The organism is Marinobacterium lacunae, from assembly GCF_000705555.1.
Classification (GTDB): domain Bacteria; phylum Pseudomonadota; class Gammaproteobacteria; order Pseudomonadales; family Balneatricaceae; genus Marinobacterium_D; species Marinobacterium_D lacunae.
On sequence record NZ_JMQN01000021.1, the window covers coordinates 38,577 to 55,092 of the forward strand.

General features: G+C 55.1%; 15 protein-coding genes and 6 tRNA genes. 18 read left to right on the plus strand and 3 right to left on the minus strand.

From position 1 onward, the window contains the following. Positions 1-74 precede the first annotated feature (74 nt). Both ADIMK_RS08585 and ADIMK_RS08590 read left to right on the plus strand, forming a co-directional pair. Positions 75-1,010, plus strand: a complete 936-nt coding sequence (locus tag ADIMK_RS08585; protein WP_036186361.1) for an ADP-ribosylglycohydrolase family protein — start codon at positions 75-77, stop codon at positions 1,008-1,010. A 69-nt stretch (positions 1,011-1,079) separates the two neighbouring features. After that, positions 1,080-3,503: an EAL domain-containing protein gene (locus ADIMK_RS08590; protein ID WP_051692727.1), complete on the plus strand. Its 2,424-nt coding sequence runs from the start codon at positions 1,080-1,082 to the stop codon at positions 3,501-3,503. Here ADIMK_RS08590 and ADIMK_RS08595 read toward each other — a convergent pair. Further along, on the minus strand, positions 3,500-4,390 hold the full coding sequence (locus ADIMK_RS08595; protein ID WP_036186364.1) for a LysR family transcriptional regulator: 891 nt from the start codon (positions 4,388-4,390) through the stop codon (positions 3,500-3,502). The genes ADIMK_RS08590 and ADIMK_RS08595 overlap by 4 nt on opposite strands. A 121-nt stretch (positions 4,391-4,511) precedes the next feature. Between ADIMK_RS08595 and ADIMK_RS08600 the strand changes: the two genes are divergently transcribed. The 4 genes from ADIMK_RS08600 to ADIMK_RS08615 all read left to right on the plus strand — a co-directional run bounded on the left by ADIMK_RS08600 (position 4,512) and on the right by ADIMK_RS08615 (position 8,354). Then, complete coding sequence (locus ADIMK_RS08600) at positions 4,512-5,111, plus strand: FMN-dependent NADH-azoreductase (protein ID WP_036186368.1); 600 nt, start codon at positions 4,512-4,514, stop codon at positions 5,109-5,111. Between the two features lie 67 nt (positions 5,112-5,178). After that, positions 5,179-6,165, plus strand: coding sequence for a glutathione S-transferase family protein (locus ADIMK_RS08605; RefSeq protein ID WP_036186371.1), 987 nt, complete (start codon positions 5,179-5,181; stop codon positions 6,163-6,165). Then, complete coding sequence (locus tag ADIMK_RS08610; protein ID WP_036186373.1) at positions 6,162-7,007, plus strand: pirin family protein; 846 nt, start codon at positions 6,162-6,164, stop codon at positions 7,005-7,007. The genes ADIMK_RS08605 and ADIMK_RS08610 overlap by 4 nt, the downstream gene beginning before the upstream one ends. A gap of 279 nt (positions 7,008-7,286) precedes the next feature. Further along, positions 7,287-8,354 carry a PilT/PilU family type 4a pilus ATPase gene (locus ADIMK_RS08615; protein ID WP_036186376.1) on the plus strand — a complete coding sequence of 356 codons (1,068 nt, stop codon included), beginning with the start codon at positions 7,287-7,289 and terminating at the stop codon, positions 8,352-8,354. Positions 8,355-8,369: 15 nt separating this feature from the next. On the opposite strand, the gene ADIMK_RS08620 is transcribed toward ADIMK_RS08615, so the two are convergent. Continuing rightward, complete coding sequence (locus ADIMK_RS08620; protein WP_036186379.1) at positions 8,370-9,125, minus strand: hypothetical protein; 756 nt, start codon at positions 9,123-9,125, stop codon at positions 8,370-8,372. Positions 9,126-9,261: 136 nt separating this feature from the next. On the opposite strand from ADIMK_RS08620, the gene ADIMK_RS08625 reads away from it, so the two are divergent. The 7 genes from ADIMK_RS08625 (at position 9,262) to ADIMK_RS08655 (ending at position 12,345) form a co-directional block, all read left to right on the plus strand. Then, positions 9,262-9,337 (plus strand) — tRNA-Glu (locus ADIMK_RS08625). A 4-nt stretch (positions 9,338-9,341) separates the two neighbouring features. Then, positions 9,342-9,417 (plus strand) — tRNA-Gly (locus ADIMK_RS08630). A 602-nt stretch (positions 9,418-10,019) separates the two neighbouring features. Beyond that, positions 10,020-10,095, plus strand: a tRNA-Glu gene (locus ADIMK_RS08635). Positions 10,096-10,127: 32 nt separating this feature from the next. Then, positions 10,128-10,203: transfer RNA gene (locus ADIMK_RS08640), tRNA-Gly, on the plus strand. 29 nt (positions 10,204-10,232) lie between these two features. Then, positions 10,233-10,308, plus strand: a tRNA-Glu gene (locus ADIMK_RS08645). A gap of 32 nt (positions 10,309-10,340) precedes the next feature. Next, positions 10,341-10,416: transfer RNA gene (locus tag ADIMK_RS08650), tRNA-Gly, on the plus strand. 519 nt (positions 10,417-10,935) lie between these two features. Then, positions 10,936-12,345 carry a peptidoglycan DD-metalloendopeptidase family protein gene (locus ADIMK_RS08655; protein WP_051692730.1) on the plus strand — a complete coding sequence of 470 codons (1,410 nt, stop codon included), beginning with the start codon at positions 10,936-10,938 and terminating at the stop codon, positions 12,343-12,345. A gap of 76 nt (positions 12,346-12,421) precedes the next feature. Here the strand turns inward: ADIMK_RS08655 and ADIMK_RS08660 are convergent, their stop codons facing one another. Then, complete coding sequence (locus tag ADIMK_RS08660) at positions 12,422-12,811, minus strand: PA2817 family protein (RefSeq protein WP_036186382.1); 390 nt, start codon at positions 12,809-12,811, stop codon at positions 12,422-12,424. Positions 12,812-12,947: 136 nt separating this feature from the next. Between ADIMK_RS08660 and ADIMK_RS08665 the strand changes: the two genes are divergently transcribed. Genes ADIMK_RS08665 through ADIMK_RS08685 form a run of 5 tightly spaced genes read left to right on the plus strand, consistent with a single transcriptional unit; the run spans position 12,948 to position 16,508 of the window. Continuing rightward, on the plus strand, positions 12,948-13,865 hold the full coding sequence (locus ADIMK_RS08665; protein WP_036186384.1) for an ABC transporter ATP-binding protein: 918 nt from the start codon (positions 12,948-12,950) through the stop codon (positions 13,863-13,865). A gap of 9 nt (positions 13,866-13,874) precedes the next feature. Continuing rightward, positions 13,875-14,648 (plus strand): ABC transporter permease, encoded by a 774-nt coding sequence (locus ADIMK_RS08670; protein ID WP_036186387.1) that lies wholly within the window; start codon positions 13,875-13,877, stop codon positions 14,646-14,648. Next, positions 14,648-15,472, plus strand: a complete 825-nt coding sequence (gene queF / locus ADIMK_RS08675; RefSeq protein WP_036186390.1) for an NADPH-dependent 7-cyano-7-deazaguanine reductase QueF — start codon at positions 14,648-14,650, stop codon at positions 15,470-15,472. The genes ADIMK_RS08670 and queF overlap by 1 nt, the downstream gene beginning before the upstream one ends. Before the next feature lie 9 nt (positions 15,473-15,481). Beyond that, positions 15,482-16,039: a nitroreductase family protein gene (locus tag ADIMK_RS08680; RefSeq protein ID WP_036186391.1), complete on the plus strand. Its 558-nt coding sequence runs from the start codon at positions 15,482-15,484 to the stop codon at positions 16,037-16,039. 10 nt (positions 16,040-16,049) lie between these two features. Beyond that, a complete protein-coding gene (locus tag ADIMK_RS08685) occupies positions 16,050-16,508 on the plus strand; it encodes a YiiD C-terminal domain-containing protein (RefSeq protein ID WP_036186393.1) in 459 nt (152 codons plus the stop codon). Positions 16,509-16,516 lie beyond the last annotated feature (8 nt).

Consider the following 16,516-nt stretch of genomic DNA (forward strand, 5'->3'; position numbering starts at 1 on the left):
CTTGATACGTCTCAGCATGTGCCCGGGACCGCTCATGCTAGGCTTGAGTCGATCGCTGCAAATATGGGGGTGGGATGGATAAACGACAGGACAGACTGCGGGGAGTGTTGGTGGGCCTGGCCGTGGGCGATGCGTTGGGTGCGCCGGTCGAATTCATGGAGCCGGGTAGCTTCACGCCGGTGACAGGTATGCGCTCGGGCGGCCCGCACCGACTGCCGGCGGGGTATTGGACCGATGATACCTCGATGGCGCTGTGTTCCGGCATGAGCCTGTATATCAAAGGCGCGTTTGATCCCGAGGACCACATGCAGCGGTTTCTGCGCTGGTATCGCGAAGGCTATCTTTCATCCACCGGGCGCTGTTTCGATATTGGTGTGCGCACCCGACATGCGCTGGCTCGATTTGAGTCCGAAGGACAGGTGTTCGCCGGAAAAGAGTCGTTTGACTCCGCGGGCAACGGTGCACTGATGCGGCTGGCGCCTCTGCTGATTCGTTACGGCAACGACCCCGAGCAGGCGGTAGAGCTGGCGCTTGACCACTGTCGCCTGACACATGCGGATTCGCGTTGTCTGGAGGCGAATCAGATGCTGGCACGGCTTGCCATGGCGATGCTTGCTGGCGCGGGCAAAACGGCCGTCTTTGAGCAACTGAGTGCTGATCGTGACCGTTATCGACATCGAGAGATGCGGGCACTGGCCGGTGGCAGTTTTCTGGAGCGTGAGCCGCCTGAGATCCGTGGACGAGGGTATGTGGTGGCCTCGCTGGAAGCAGCGCTTTGGGCGTTTGCTAAAAGCGACACTTTTTTTGATGGAGCTTTGCTCGCGGTCAATCTTGGTGAAGATTCCGATACCACCGGCGCGATTTACGGACAGCTTGCTGGTACGTTTTACGGTTATCGCGCGATCCCGCAACAGTGGCGGGAGGCGCTGTTTCAGCATGAGTTTATTGTGGCGCTGGCTGATCTTTTGATGGGCTGCGAGGCCGAGCCGTTGCCACAGGAATGGTTTTAAAAACGGGCCGGGGAGGGTGTGTATAGCGCCGCCACGGTAGGCGGTTTAGTCGATGCCAAGGAGAAGGGCATGGCCGACATCTCGAACCAGATCAGGCGTGAATGCCGAAGCATCCAGCGCTATGCGCTGTTGGCGCTTTTGATCTGGTCGTTGCTCTTTCTGGGAGCATTTGTTCAATACGAATCGCTTGGCATGGAAGGATCCATTGCACTGGCACGTGAGGCGGCAAAAGCGAACATCAATCGGGATGTGGCGTTGCGCAGCTGGATTAACGAGCATGGTGGCCTGTACATCGAAACCAATGAACACACCCCGCCTAATGGAAGGTTTGATACCCCTTCCCACGATCTGCAAACCGTCGATGGCCGTCAGCTGACGCTGATGAGCTTCGACTATCTGATGCGTCATTTTTACCTCCACTTCGGCCAGCAACTGGGCGTCGAAAGCCGTTTGATCGGTTCGCGGCAGAGTTCCCGGCTTGAACAGCCGGATGCTTGGGAGCGTGGCATGCTAAAGCGCCTTGCCGATGACAAGAGCGGTGAAGGGTTCGAACTGGTAGGCAGCGATAGCTCGCCGGTGGTGAGAGTGATTCAACGCCTTGGCATGGAGCCGCGCTGTCAGGGTTGTCACAGCCGCCACTCGGTCGATGATACGCTGGGCGCGATCAGTGTATCCGTTCCGCTGGCGCCCTTCGTTCAGCGGCAGGAAGCTGTGCTTGAGCCGATCTATTTGGGCGGTGGCGCGTTCTGGCTGTTCGGTACCGGTATCATCCTGCTGTTTAGTGAGATGTCTCAGCGGCGAGTCGGCGAGCGTCACGAGGCGAACTCCGAGCTGCGTCAGGCGGCAACGGTATTCTTGAGCTCCCATGAAGGTGTTGTGATTACCGATCTCGATGGATTTGTGCAGGCGGTCAATCCGGCCTTCACGTCGATCACCGGTTATGCGGAGGAGGAGATCAAGGGGTGCAGGCTCAATATTCTCCAGTCGGGCCGTCAGGATACTGAGTTTTACGATGAGATGTGGCAATCGATTACCCGCAAAGGCTATTGGCGCGGCGAGATCTGGAATCGACGAAAGAGCGGGGAGATCTACCCTGAGTGGCTGACCGTTAGTACGGTACTGGATGAGCAGGGCGAGGCAATCAACTACGTAGGTGTGTTCTCCGATATCTCGGTATTCAAGCAGTCGCAGGATCAGCTCGAGTTTCTTGCCTATCACGACCCCCTGACGGGGTTGCCCAACCGTGCCATGATGCGTGACAGACTTGAACATGCGATCGAGCGTCTGCACCGCAGCGACGCGCATGGAGCGGTACTGTTTCTCGATCTCGACCGCTTCAAGCCGGTCAATGACAGCTACGGTCATAAGGCCGGAGATCGTGTGTTGCAGGAGGTAGCCGAGCGTCTGCGTCATCGTCTGCGTGAAGGGGACACCTTGGCCCGTCTTGGTGGCGACGAGTTCGTGGTATTGCTCGAGGATCTGTCAAACCCTGAGAGCGTGGCGTCGGTTGCACGCGATCTGATCGCGTTGTTCGATCAATCGTTTGTCATAGAAGACGGTCGGCATGTCAGTCTCGGTTTGAGCATCGGTATCTGTCTGTTTCCAGAGGATGCCGATAGAACCGATGACATCCTTCAATACGCTGATGCCGCGCTCTATCAGGCCAAAGAGGGCGGACGCAACACCTACCGTTTTTACACCGACGCCTTGACTCACAGTGCGCGTGAGAAGCTGGCAATGGAGTCGGCTTTGCGCTGCGCACTCGAACGTGGAGAGATGGTACTGCACTATCAGCCGCTGGTGCGTTTGCGCGATAAGGCGATTACCGGCGTTGAAGCCTTGTTGCGTTGGCGTCATTCCAAGAGGGGGGATATTCCCACAGAGCGCTTCATACCAATGGCCGAGGAGACCGGACTCATCGTACCCCTGGGTGAGTGGGTGATATCAGAGGCGTGCAGGCAGATGCGGGTCTGGCTGGATCAGGGGTTTGAGCTGAATACCCTGTCGATCAATCTGTCGCCAGCGCAGTTTCGGTACGCAGGTCTTGAGGCGTGCATCGACACAGCGCTCAAACACAGCGGTGTGCCAGCGCAGATGATCGAGTTTGAGATTACCGAAAGTGGGCTGATGGATAGTATCGATGAGGTTGAAAATCGGTTGATGCGATTAAAGGCGATGGGCGTTCGCATCTCTATTGATGACTTCGGCACTGGCTATTCATCCCTCTCTTACTTGCGGCGCTTTCATATCAATACCCTGAAGATTGATCGTAGCTTTGTTAATGCGATCGATGCCGATGAGGTCGATCAGCCACTGGTTTCCTCTATGGTGAATCTGGCGCGCTCCCTCAATCTTGAGGTGATGGCCGAAGGGGTGGAGCGCGACAGTCAGTTGGGATACCTGTCGCGGCTGGGGTGTGATTTTGCTCAGGGCTATCTGTTTGGGCACCCGCTGCCACCCGATGAGCTCGCGGCGCTGCTGCGCACCGACTAGCGCATGATGTCGACCTTTTTGGCCTCCTCTCGGATCAGTGAGGCCAGATGCTTGACGCCAGGGCTTGCCAGATGGGCGTCTCGCAGGATCAGGTAAAGGTCTACATAGCGTTCCGCGCCGCTTTCCAGAGGCAGAGGTTTAAGCAGTCCCTGCTGGATCTGCCGCTGTATTTTCAGCGCCGGATACCATGCGAATCCCAGCCCCCGGCAGGCGCAGTCGATGGAGGTGCTGATATGGCTGACGGTCCAGCGCTGATCTGCGCCCAGCCAGCCCGCGTCCAACTTGCGGCTGCCTGAGTCCCTGATAACCAGTTGGCGATGCTGGCGCAGATCCTCATGGGTCAATGGCCGGCCCAGCTGGTGCAGAGGGTGGTCAGGGTGCGCTACGGCGATAAAGCGCATTCTCAGCAGCGGGTCGCCGCTGAACCCTGGCGGCACTCGCCCGTTTACCACGATTTCTGCTTCTCCCCGTAACAGGGCTTCATCCGTGCCGCTGAGTACGCTTTCCAGCAGCTCGATACGGACGAAGGGAAACGCCTCAGCATACCGGCTAAGGGCGCAGAGAATTGGCATTTCTGGGGTGATGATGTCGACGGCAAGCCGGATCAGCGCTTCGGAGCCGCTGCTGTAGTGGCGGGCCAGCTCCTCGGTCAGCCGGGCGCTTTCAAGAAGGCTCTGTGCCTGTCGGTACAGGGCTTTTCCTGCGTCTGTCAGGGTGGCTTTGCGGCCCTCGATACGAAACACGGCTATGCCCAGTCGCTCTTCAAGCCGCTGAATGGCATAGCTGACCGCTGACTGGCTTTTGTTTAATGCTTCCGCCGCACGGGCGTAGCCTCCCTGATCGACAACCGCAACCAGCGTTTGCCACTGCTCCAGCGTGATCTGCATCACAGCTCTCCAGTTTGATAACCTATCAATAGATTAGATCATACTGCGCTGTTTATTGCTCTTTTTAATCGTATAGATGAATACGAAAATGGACCCATATTCACACAGCGGGAGAGTTCAAATGGCTAAGCTTCTTTATGTAAAAAGTTCAATTTTTGGTGATCAGGGTCAGTCAAGCCAGCTCGCGCAGACGCTGATCGAGGACTGGAAAACTCAGAATCCGGGCGGTGAAGTGATCACCCGTGATCTATCTGGCGACGCTGTTCCTCACCTTGACGGTGAGCGCTTCGGGGCGTTTCTGGCGCCGGCCGAGGAGCGCAGTGCCGCTCAACAGGCGGTGGTCGAGCTGTCTGACACGCTGATCGATGAAGTGCGTCAGGCCGATATGCTGGTAGTCGGTGTGCCGATGTACAACTTCGGTGTTCCGTCTCAGATGAAGGCCTGGTTTGACCACATGGCCCGTGCAGGCGTTACCTTCAAGTACACCGAAACAGGGCCGGTTGGCCTGCTGGAAGACAAGCCTGTGCTGCTGCTGGCTACCCGTGGTGGTCTGTACAAGGATGCAGGTCTGGATTTCCAGATTCCATTCGTGAAGCAGTTCTTCTCGTTCATCGGTCTCAACGACAGTCGCGTGATCTTCGCCGAAGGACTTGCGATGGGCGATCTGCGTGAAGAGACCCTGTCCAATGCGCGTCAGGCACTGGGCGAGCAGCTGCAGTAAAGCAGCTGCAGTAAACAGGTGCTAAAGGTTTAAGGTGTAAAGAGGCTACAGGATAACGGAGGCGAATATGGGGCTGTTGATTGACGGTCGTTGGCACGACAAGTGGTATGACACCGAATCAAATGGCGGTCGCTTCGAGCGTGACACGGCGAAGTTCCGCAACTGGATCACTACCGACGGCGAGGCCGGTCCCTCCGGCGAGGCTGGATTTGCCGCAGAGCCGGGCCGCTACCATCTGTTTGTCTCTTACGCCTGTCCCTGGGCCCATCGCACGCTGATCATGAGAGCGCTCAAAGGGCTGGAGTCCATGATCAGTGTTGATGTCGTGCACCCGCTTATGCTGGATAACGGCTGGACTTTCGAGCGTGATTTCGATGGCGCTACGGGGGATTCGTTATTCGGCAGCGAGTATATGCACCAGATCTACACCCGCAGTAAACCTGACGCGAGCGGGCGTGTAACTGTACCTCTGCTATGGGATCGAAAGCGGGAGACAATCGTCAGTAATGAATCTGCCGAGATCATCCGCATGTTCAATTCTGCCTTTGACGGTGTCGGGGCCGAGAGCGGGGACTATTATCCGCCGGAACTGCGGGCCCAGATCGACGACTGGAACGGCATGATCTACCGGTCGGTCAATAATGGGGTATACCGTGCAGGCTTTGCGACCAGCCAGAGTGCGTATGACGAGGCTGTAAGCGAGCTGTTTGAGATGCTGGATCGCCTGGAGAATCATCTTGCCTCCAACCGCTATCTGGTCGGAAACCAGCTGACCGAGGCGGATGTCCGGCTATATACAACGCTGGTGCGGTTCGATCCGGTTTATGTCAGTCATTTCAAGTGTGATCTGCATCGCATTCAGGATTACCCCGCCCTGTCAGGATATCTGCGCGATCTCTATCAGCGTCCGGCGTTTCGTGACACAACGCGATTTGATCATATTCGCGAACATTACTTCCGGAGTCACAAAGGGATCAATCCAAGCGGCGTGATTCCAGTCGGACCCGCTTTCAACCTGGACGCGCCGCATGGGCGCGAGGAGTTGGGACAATGAGCAGTCGAGCTATCAGGCGAATCATCCGGGCGATCAACAGCTCGGACGGAGCCGGTGTGCGTTTGAAGCGCAGTGTCGGTCAGAGCATGGGCGCGCGTATCGATCCCTTCCTGATGCTCGATGCCTTCTCATCCGACAGCCCGGACGATTATATTGCGGGTTTTCCGGCCCATCCGCATCGCGGTTTTGAAACCGTCACTTACATGCTCGACGGCTTGATGCTCCACCGTGACCATATGGGGCATGAAGGCCTTCTGCGCTCGGGCGGTGTTCAGTGGATGACGGCCGGACGAGGCGTTATCCATGAGGAGATGCCTCAGCAAGAGCAGGGGCTAATGCGGGGCTTCCAGCTATGGGTTAATTTGCCCGCCGCGGAAAAGATGAAACCGGCTGCCTATCAGAATATCGAGCCTGAAGAGGTGCCGGAGGCTATCGATGAGCAGGGCAGTCGCTTGCGTCTGGTCGCCGGTGAAGTCTGCTTTGGCGGTCAGACACTGACCGGGCCGGTGGCCGGAGTCAGCCGACAGCCACTGTTTGCCGATCTGCAACTGGCAGCAGGCGCCCGTGTGGAGCTACCGCTGGACGAGGAGTTGGCCGGATTTCTGTATCTGTTCGAGGGGGATGTTAATGTCGCAGACAAGCCCGTGCCTCGTGAGAGCGCAGCAGAGCTGGGCGCAGGCAACAGTCTTCAGCTGACAGCGGGTAAGGACGGTGCGCGGTTGCTGATTGTGGCGGCAAAGCCGATTGGTGAACCCGTGGTTCAATATGGACCTTTCGTCATGAATACGTCCGAGGAGATCGAGCAGGCGCTTCAGGATTATCGGGACGGCACGTTCGTTTGATCTATCCGTTAATACTGTAAACGGGCGTTCCATTGCCGATAACTCTCTTTATACTGGCTAACAGGTGTTTGAATCCGGCCGGTCTGTTAAGGGGGGGAATCGGTGATGGGGCGCTTCATCATTTTAGTGATCCTGGTCGTAATCGTTGTGTTTTCAATGAACTCCTGCGATCACGCGCTTGATGTGAAACGTTCTCTGTGGGATAACGAGCAACGATAACAGGCGTCGGAAGACGTCGCCGTGCTGGGCGTATAGCGCCGAATCTCGCAGGGAGGACACATGCTCGATCTGAACCAGTATCTTCGGTTAATGGTAGACAAGCAGGCGTCGGACCTGTTTTTCAGCACCGATTCTCCTGTCCAGATAAAGATCGAAGGGGTGCTACGGCCTATCGGCGACAAGCCGCTACAGCCAGGCGTTACCGCCGAGCTTGCCGAGTCGCTGATGACCGACAAACAGCGCCAGGTCTTTGCTGATGAGATGGAGATGAACTTCTCCCACAGCCCGAAAGATATCGGGCGTTTTCGTGTAAACGTCTATCGCCAGCGTGGTGATGTGGCCCTGGTTATCCGCTATATCCGCAGCAATATTCCATCGCTCAAAGAGCTTAACCTGCCTGATTGTTTGCAGGAGTTCGTGATGATGCGCAGCGGACTGGTTCTGATCGTTGGAGCGACAGGGGCGGGTAAGTCCACGACTCTGGCTTCGATGATTGAGCACCGGAATCAGCGTGCAAGTGGTCATATTCTGACGATCGAGGATCCGATCGAATTCATGCACACCAATAAGCGCTCGTTGATCAACCAGCGTGAAGTGGGTATCGATACGCTCTCATACGAAAATGCACTCATGAACGGGTTGCGTGAGGCTCCGGACGTCATACTCATCGGCGAGATTCGTGACCGCCAGACAATGGAGCAGGCGATCCGCTACTCCGAGACGGGCCATCTCTGTCTGTCCACGCTGCATGCTAATAACTCGGTGCAGGCAATCGAGCATATCGCCAACTTCTTTATGGAGAATGAGCAGAAGAAGATCGATCAGGATCTTTCGCTAAACCTCAGAGCGATAGTGTCTCAGCGTCTGGTTCGCGATAAGCAGAAACGTTTCCTGCCGACCACTGAGGTGTTGGTCAACACGCCGTTCGTGTCGGAGTTGATCGGCAGGGGGGAGTTCAACCGTATCCGTGAAGCGATAGAGCAGAGCAGTGACCCGCACAGCCATACCTTCGACGAGGACCTGCTGGAACTCTACAGTGCAGGCAAAATCTCCGAGGACGAGGTGCTGCACAATGCCGACTCTCGAAACAACGTGACGCTCAAGATGAAACTACTCGGAGGCGCCTGACCTCCGGGAGGTGGATTAGCGGTAACGCTCGCGCTGCTCCTGTTCGCGGGCTTCTTCATCGCGTTGGCGAAGCTCCTCTTCAGTTTGCTGACGCAACTCCTCTGCCACTTTTTCACAGGACTCGATCTTGCGTGAGAGTGCAAAGATCTGAGCGTCTATCTGATAGGCGCTGTTGAACCCCTGGAGTCGCGCCATGGCGCTGCGGTATGTATGCAGTGCTACCTGCGGACCGGAGAGCTCTTCAGTGGTTTGCGCGTCCATAAGTTCCAGTTCTATTGTCAGACGGCTGTAACTCAACTTGATGTGCTTGATCATTGCGTTCAGCGTTTGCTGAGAGAACAGCTGCTGTTTTTGCAGGTCGGTCAGGAACTGTGCAAGCTCCCGCAACAGTGCACGCGAGCGGCGGGCCGTATCGCGGTCTGAGCAGTAGGTGAGTGACCCGCTGGGATACTGGCCAGGCTCGAAAGGTGTGGATGCCTGCTCGGTCAGTTTATCCAGCTCTTTTTTGTAGATTGGGTTTGAGTCCAGCTCAAGCACCTGCTGCCACCGGAGCTCCATGTACTTGATCAGCACGGCGCGAATATCGGGCGTAACATAGAAGGCGGGCAGGCTTCCGAGTAGGTGGTCGGCACGACGGATCTGGTCCTTGAGGGCGAGAAGTTTCATGCGACGCTCGCGGCGTTGAGTCTCGATAGACTGGATGATGTAGGCGGTTACGGCCATCACCAAGATGCCGCCAAGTATCAGCATGCCTATCTGTGTCGGACTCATGATATTTCCTCTGAACCGGGTTACTGCGTTGAAGCGTTTGATTCTATAGTAAAAAGCTTTAAAAAACTCTTGACCGGTCATGTTGTCGTCATTAATATGCGCTCCGCATCCAGTTACTACTGGATTCGTCCTAAGCGTCCCATTCGTCTAGTGGCCTAGGACACCGCCCTTTCACGGCGGTAACAGGGGTTCGAACCCCCTATGGGACGCCACTAAGCGGGAATAGCTCAGTTGGTAGAGCACAACCTTGCCAAGGTTGGGGTCGCGAGTTCGAGTCTCGTTTCCCGCTCCAAATTTTCCTCCCCATTTGTTTCTTATGCCAGTGCCCTAAGCGGCGGGGCGACCCACTTTTTGTTGGGGTCGCGACCGGAGCGCCGGCCGGTTCGAGTCTCGTTTCCCGCTCCAAATTTTCCTCCCCATTTGTTTCTTATGCCAGTGCCCTAAGCGGGGCGACCCACTTTTTGTTGGGGTCGCGACCGGAGCGCCGGCCGGTTCGAGTCTCGTTTCCCGTTCCAAGTTTTCCTCCTCATTTGTTTCTTATACCAGTGCCCTAATCGGGGCGGCTGACTTTCAATGGCTTGTGTTTGTGGTCGGAGCGCCGGTTGATCCGAGTCTTTTTTCAGTTCTACATTTTCTCTTTCAAGAACGTTGCGCATGCTCATTGGAACTGTATTCCCGCTTTTTGTTAGCTATGTAAGGCGAGAGTGAGGTGTGTTTCTGTGAAGGTCGGCTGTAGCGCTGTATAAAAAATATTCAATTTTTATTTCAATAGGTTAGGACGTGTATAGGTGCGCGCAGAAAGATAAAAAAATTAATTTTGGGTGTTGACGCGGGCAAGGGGCGTACGTATTATTTGCGCCTCCTCGATGAGGAACGCGAAAGCGCTTCGGCTACGTCCCATTCGTCTAGTGGCCTAGGACACCGCCCTTTCACGGCGGTAACAGGGGTTCGAACCCCCTATGGGACGCCATCTCTTATCTCGGTCTTCGAGATCAGAGGTAAGCGGGAATAGCTCAGTTGGTAGAGCACAACCTTGCCAAGGTTGGGGTCGCGAGTTCGAGTCTCGTTTCCCGCTCCAAGTCGAAAATTAGCGTTTTCCAAGGCTGCGTCCCATTCGTCTAGTGGCCTAGGACACCGCCCTTTCACGGCGGTAACAGGGGTTCGAACCCCCTATGGGACGCCATCTCTTATCTCGGTCTTCGAGATCAGAGGTAAGCGGGAATAGCTCAGTTGGTAGAGCACAACCTTGCCAAGGTTGGGGTCGCGAGTTCGAGTCTCGTTTCCCGCTCCAAATTTTCCTCCTCATTTGTTTCTTATACCAGTGCCCTAAGCGGGGCGACCCACTTTTTGTTGGGGTCGCGACCGGAGCGCCGGCCGGTTCGAGTCTCGTTTCCCGCTCCAAATTTCTCCTCGAATTTCTCTTGTTTCAGTGCCCTGATCGGGGCGACTCAGGTTTATCTGTTGGAGCTGCGATCGGAGTGTTGTCCGGTGCGAGCCTCGTTTCGCGCTCCGAATCTTCTCCTTTGAATGCGTTTTGTGCTATTGCCCTAAGCGGAGCTGCTCGGTTTTATTTGTTGGGGCGCATTCTCGCCTTTTAGTGTGTCGCATTATTAAAATAATGAGTTTTCGTGGCTGGCCAGTTTTCGGTATTCTGCTGTAACTGTTTAGGAAATCCGATTTTACGGTTAGTGACTCTTTTTATGTGTGGCAACACTCCAAATTCGAACTAATTTGCCGGATACTGGGTCACTGATTCGATTTTTACCTGTATCTGGCTTCGAATGGTTATATGTTGAGGGCATCTGGTCTTATGGTTCGACGTCTTATTGCTTTTATTAAACGTTTGCCCCGTCTCTATCGTGCTCTGTTGGCTGTATTGTCTGTATCCGTGTTGGGGTTGATGCTTCTGCCGGGTAATACCGATTCTGTTGTTGATGGTCAGGCTGATCCTGTGTTGATGCAGGACGGCAGTCGTATCGTTATACCCCTTGAATTACCGGCGGCGGTGACGAGCGTCGCGCCGGATGCCGATTCCTTGGCTGAGACTGGTGCCGTTGTGTCCGAGGTCAAGTCGAAGGGGGTTGATGAGTCCCGCATGTGGCAGTACGAGATTCAGCCCGGGGATACATTGACCGGTATTTTTGAAAAATTGCATCTGCCGATGCCTGATCTTTATCAGGTGCTCGAAGCGGATGAAAGCGCTTTGGCGCTTGATGACATCAAGCCCGGTGTAAAGCTCCTGATCGATGTCGATAGTGAGCAGTTGCAGATGTTGCAGCTGCGTTTTTCTGCCGCCCATAAAGTGACGTACACGCGTAAAAAAGACGCCGGGTTTGAGTTTTCTGAAACACGCTTGCCCGGTGTTTGGCAGGAGTATGCAATTACCGGCGAGATAGGCAGAAGTTTTTCGATTGATGCCGAGGCGCAAGGGCTTGATTCTCGTGATGTCTATCAGATCTCACGCCTTCTCAAGGAGAAGATCAACTTCCGTCGGGACATTCGCAAGGGGGACCTGTTTGAAGTGCTGATCTCTCGTCAGTATGTAGAGGGTGAAGAAACAGGCGAAACCAAGGTTGAGGCGGTGCGCATGATGGCGAATCGCTCTCCGGTGTCGATCTTCTACTACGACGGCAGCTACTACGATGAGAAGGGTAGAAGCCTCAGTAAGGCGTTCCTGCGTTACCCATTTAATGGGAATTACCGTGTTTCATCGCCGTTCAATCCAAATCGTCACCATCCGGTCACCGGTCTGTATCGCCCGCATAACGGTGTCGACTTCGCGATGCGCAGTGGTACACCGATTGTGTCCGCCGGTGATGGTGTTGTGACGCGTGTGGTGAATCATAAGTATGCAGGGCTCTATGTCGAGGTTAAGCATAGTGAGCGGTATACCACCCGTTACCTGCATCTGAGCAAGGCGCTTGTTCATAAAGGGCAGCGTGTCAGCCGGGGTCAGAAAATAGCCTTGTCCGGATCCAGTGGGCGAGTGACGGGCCCCCATTTGCACTATGAGTTCCGTATTGCAGGCCGTCCGGTGAATGCGGTGAAGGCGGCGATACCCATCGCCAAGCACCTGGAGGGTAAAGACCGCAAAGCGTTTGATTCTCTGCTCAAGCAGTACCTGGCTCGACTGGATGAAGCGCTGCCGAAATCCGACGCTGACAATCTGGTTGTATCCCAGCGGGCAGGTGGCTCTGGCGAGACGGCTCAGTCTCTCTGAGGTTTCTGAAACGGGCGCGACCGGCAAGTGTTGGCCGCGCTGGGGATGCGCCTGTCAAAACATGTTCAGTGAGTACTCAGTTGAACAGGCGTGTACGTTCGGCGAGGTAGTCAAACGCTTCGCCTTTACGTTCGGCTTCAGCCCTGGCTTCGTCGAGCTGGGAAAATAAGGCGAGCTCTTCATCCGGCATATGGTGCAGGCAGTCTCCGCCGAACAGCCAGAATAGATCGCGCGCCACTAGGTGCACTAAATGGGGGTAAGCGCGAACCAGTCGGCTTATCAGCAGTGGTCCCTCTTCGTACACCCAGGGCTCGTGTTGTTCGAAACCTTCTGTTAATGCAGCAAACTGCTCCAGAAACTCGGCATCAACGCTCGTGATCGCGGGATCATCAAAGGGCGGTTGCTTGATCAGATTGTTATAGGCCAGTTTGAGCAGGTTCAGGTGATAGGTGTGGAAATCGGTCACGGTTGCCCCACGAAAGTTGGTACGTTTAAGCCTCTTTTGTGGGGACTACACCGGCCAATAACAAGAGCAGTGGTTGATATTTTCAACAGTCGTCCCCATATCCAACCCTCGTTATGACTGAATGGACAGGATTTTTATGACCCTAGCGCTGAGTATCGATAACCTGCGCAAGACATACGATAACGGCTTCGAGGCACTAAAAGGTATTTCGCTTGAGGTTAAAGAGGGCGACTTTTTCGCACTTTTGGGCCCCAATGGTGCCGGCAAGTCGACAACTCTGGGCATTGTTTCGTCGTTGGTAAACAAAAGCGATGGCAAGGTTAGGGTATTTGGCCACGACATTGACACACATCTGACCTCTGCCAAGTTATGCTTGGGCGTCGTGCCTCAGGAGTTCAACTTCAACCCGTTCGAAAAAGTGTTCGATATCGTCGTCACACAGGCCGGCTATTACGGTATAGGACGCAAGCGTGCCAGCGAACGGGCGGAGTTTTACTTGCGTAAGCTGGGATTGTGGGAAAAACGCGATGTGCGGGCCCGAATGCTATCCGGTGGCATGAAGCGCCGCCTGATGATTGCACGTGCGCTGGTACATGATCCGAAAATGCTGATTCTCGATGAGCCCACCGCCGGTGTGGATATCGAGTTGCGCCGCTCTATGTGGGAGTTTCTGCGTGAGATAAACGCTGCCGGCACTACCATTATTCTGACAACACATTATCTGGAAGAAGCCGAGAGCCTCTGTCGCAATATCGCGATCATCGATCACGGTCGGATTATTCAGAACAGCACCATGAAATCGCTGCTGGCGAAGCTGAATATGGAAACCTTTGTGCTCGATCTCGAGCAGGATATCGACTCGGTGCCCGAGCTTGATGGCTACAGTGTCAGGCTTACCGACCCGCATACGCTGGAGGTCGATGTCGAGAAATCCAAGGGACTTAATCCGATCTTTTCCCAGCTTTCGGCCATGGGGTACACCGTGGCGAGCATGCGTAATAAAGCGAACCGTTTGGAAGAGCTGTTCGTTTCGCTTGTCGACAAGAATCTGTAAGGACTTTTTATGAACAGCCAACTGCTGCTCACCGCTTTCTGGACTATTGTGGTCAAGGAGGTGCGCCGTTTTACCCGTATATGGGCGCAGACACTCCTACCCCCTGCGATTACGATGACGCTTTACTTCATCATATTCGGCAACCTCATTGGCTCACGCATCGGAGACATGGGCGGGTTCGATTACATGGAGTACATCGTGCCCGGCTTGATCATGATGTCGGTGATAACAAACTCCTACGGTAATGTGGTGTCCTCGTTCTTCGGTACCAAGTTTCAGCACAATATCGAAGAGCTGCTGGTAGCACCGGTACCGAACTGGGTGATTCTGGCCGGTTACGTCATCGGTGGGATGGCGCGCGGTTTGGCGGTGGGGCTTATCGTGACGGCGTTGTCGCTGTTTTTTACAAACCTGCAGATCCACCATCTGGGTGTGACGGTCAGCATTGTGCTGCTTACATCGACCGTATTTGCACTTGGTGGGTTTATCAACGCGGTATTCGCCAACACGTTTGACGATATATCGATCATACCCACATTTGTGTTAACGCCACTGACCTATCTGGGTGGGGTGTTTTACAGTATCGAGTTGTTGCCGGATTTCTGGCAGGGCGTTTCGCAGCTCAATCCTATTCTGTATATGGTCAACACCTTCCGTTATGGCATTCTGGGGGTAAGCGACATTAACGTCGGCTTTGCGTTCGCGATGATCATCGGATTCATCGTTGTGCTGGCCGGTTTTTCGCTGCACCTTCTTAACATTGGCAAAGGTATCCGCAGCTGATGAGTGAACATGAGTCGATCAAGCAATCGCCGCTCGGGCAGGGGACTCGTTACGTAAACCGCTACGATCCGGGGCTGCTTTACCCGATTGCACGAGAAATAAACTGGCAGGCCAAGGGGATCGATCGCAGTACACTGCCGTTTCGCGGCGTCGATATCTGGAACGCGTACGAGTTGTCCTGGCTCGACAGCCGCGGCAAGCCAGTGGTGCGTTTGGCTGAATTCCGAATACCGGCAAATTCCGCCCATATTATCGAGTCCAAGTCGTTCAAGCTGTATCTCAACTCCTACAACCTGACCCGTTTTGGCAGTGAGTCCGAGGTACAGGCGCATCTCAAACAGGATCTGTCTCAGGCTGCCGGTGGTGATGTCAGTGTACGTCTTGTGCGACCTGATGCGCCGCTGCAGATGGGTAAGCTTGAAGGAGCCTGCATCGATGATCTGGAGATCGATGTGGAGCACTACACGCCCGCGCCCAACCTGTTGCAATCGAGCAATGAGATCGTCAGCGAAACGCTGGTCAGTCATCTGCTGAAATCCAATTGTCCCGTTACGGGGCAGCCGGACTGGGGCAGCGTTCAAATCCGTTATAAGGGTGGCAAGATTGATCGCAAGGGGCTGCTGGCATACATCGTGTCCTACCGTGAACACGGAGACTTCCACGAACAGTGTGTGGAGAACATCTTCATGGATATCTGGCAGCGTTGCCGTCCACAGAAGCTGAGTGTGTATGCGCGTTACGTAAGACGCGGCGGGCTGGATATCAACCCTTATCGTTCCAGCATTGCAGATGAGCCGGTTAACCCTCGCCTGGCGCGACAGTAAGGATAAAACATGGATGCTCTAGAACTTTTGCTCAATCGTACCTCCTGCCCGGCACTTCAGGCTCCGGCTCCAACAGACGAGCAGCTTGAAGTGATGATGAAGGCTGCATCGCGTGCGCCGGATCATGGCTCTCTTACCCCCTACCGCTTCCTGAGAGTGCAGGATGAGGGGTTGAGCAAACTGGGAGAGCTGTTTCTCTCCGCTAGCCAGACCGAGGCTGGTGAGCTGAGCGATGCGCAGTCAACAAAGCTGCTGAACATGCCCAAGCGCGCGCCGATGATTTTGGTGGCCATCGCTTGCACGCAGGAGCACCCCAAGGTGCCGGTAAGCGAACAGGTGATCACGGCTGGATGCGCTGCGCACTCGGTGGTTCAAGCCGCCAGTGCGTTGGGGCTAGGGGCGATGTGGCGCTCGGGCGATATGGCATTTAACCCTGAAGTGGCCAAGGGGCTTGGGCTGGCCGATAATGAACAGATCATCGGTTTTATCTATCTGGGGCAGGCTCTCAAGGAGAAGACTGTACCTGAGGCCGATACATCACGCCTGTTGTCCGACTGGCCGAATTGAGCCAACGATCATGAATGAACTGACGACCGATCCGAAACAATTCCTTGCCTGGCTCTACAGGAGCATCCCGTTGACAACGGCGATGCAGATAGAGCGGTTGGAGTACGACGGTCGTTCACTTGAACTGCATGTGCCACTGGCGCCGAATGTGAATGACAAGGGTACGGGTTTTGGCGGATCCATTTCAGCACTGGCGACCCTCACCGGTTGGTGTATGACCACGCTCTACCTGCGAGAGCAGGGGCTTGATTGCGACGTGGTGATCGCCGATGCCCACCAAAGTTATAAGTCTCCGATCAAAGAGGCGTTTTTCGCGCGGGTGCGTTTGCCCGATCAGGCTGCCTGTGATCACCTGCTGAACCGCATCGGCGAGCGTGACAGGGGGCGTCTCGATCTTGAGATAGAGGTGCTTTGTGGTGAGCAGGTGGCCTTTGTCATGCAGGGACGCTACGTAGCGATCAAGCGCTGATTTCCCCT

Bases quoted from the DNA above. Each gene is read 5' to 3' on its own strand.
- ADIMK_RS08585 (WP_036186361.1), top strand. From the start codon at position 75: ATGGATAAACGACAGGACAGACTGCGGGGAGTGTTGGTGGGCCTGGCC.
- ADIMK_RS08590 (WP_051692727.1), top strand. From the start codon at position 1,080: ATGGCCGACATCTCGAACCAGATCAGGCGTGAATGCCGAAGCATCCAG.
- ADIMK_RS08595 (WP_036186364.1), bottom strand. From the start codon at position 4,390: ATGCAGATCACGCTGGAGCAGTGGCAAACGCTGGTTGCGGTTGTCGAT.
- ADIMK_RS08600 (WP_036186368.1), top strand. From the start codon at position 4,512: ATGGCTAAGCTTCTTTATGTAAAAAGTTCAATTTTTGGTGATCAGGGT.
- ADIMK_RS08605 (WP_036186371.1), top strand. From the start codon at position 5,179: ATGGGGCTGTTGATTGACGGTCGTTGGCACGACAAGTGGTATGACACC.
- ADIMK_RS08610 (WP_036186373.1), top strand. From the start codon at position 6,162: ATGAGCAGTCGAGCTATCAGGCGAATCATCCGGGCGATCAACAGCTCG.
- ADIMK_RS08615 (WP_036186376.1), top strand. From the start codon at position 7,287: ATGCTCGATCTGAACCAGTATCTTCGGTTAATGGTAGACAAGCAGGCG.
- ADIMK_RS08620 (WP_036186379.1), bottom strand. From the start codon at position 9,125: ATGAGTCCGACACAGATAGGCATGCTGATACTTGGCGGCATCTTGGTG.
- ADIMK_RS08655 (WP_051692730.1), top strand. From the start codon at position 10,936: ATGGTTCGACGTCTTATTGCTTTTATTAAACGTTTGCCCCGTCTCTAT.
- ADIMK_RS08665 (WP_036186384.1), top strand. From the start codon at position 12,948: ATGACCCTAGCGCTGAGTATCGATAACCTGCGCAAGACATACGATAAC.
- ADIMK_RS08670 (WP_036186387.1), top strand. From the start codon at position 13,875: ATGAACAGCCAACTGCTGCTCACCGCTTTCTGGACTATTGTGGTCAAG.
- queF (WP_036186390.1), top strand. From the start codon at position 14,648: ATGAGTGAACATGAGTCGATCAAGCAATCGCCGCTCGGGCAGGGGACT.
- ADIMK_RS08680 (WP_036186391.1), top strand. From the start codon at position 15,482: ATGGATGCTCTAGAACTTTTGCTCAATCGTACCTCCTGCCCGGCACTT.
- ADIMK_RS08685 (WP_036186393.1), top strand. From the start codon at position 16,050: ATGAATGAACTGACGACCGATCCGAAACAATTCCTTGCCTGGCTCTAC.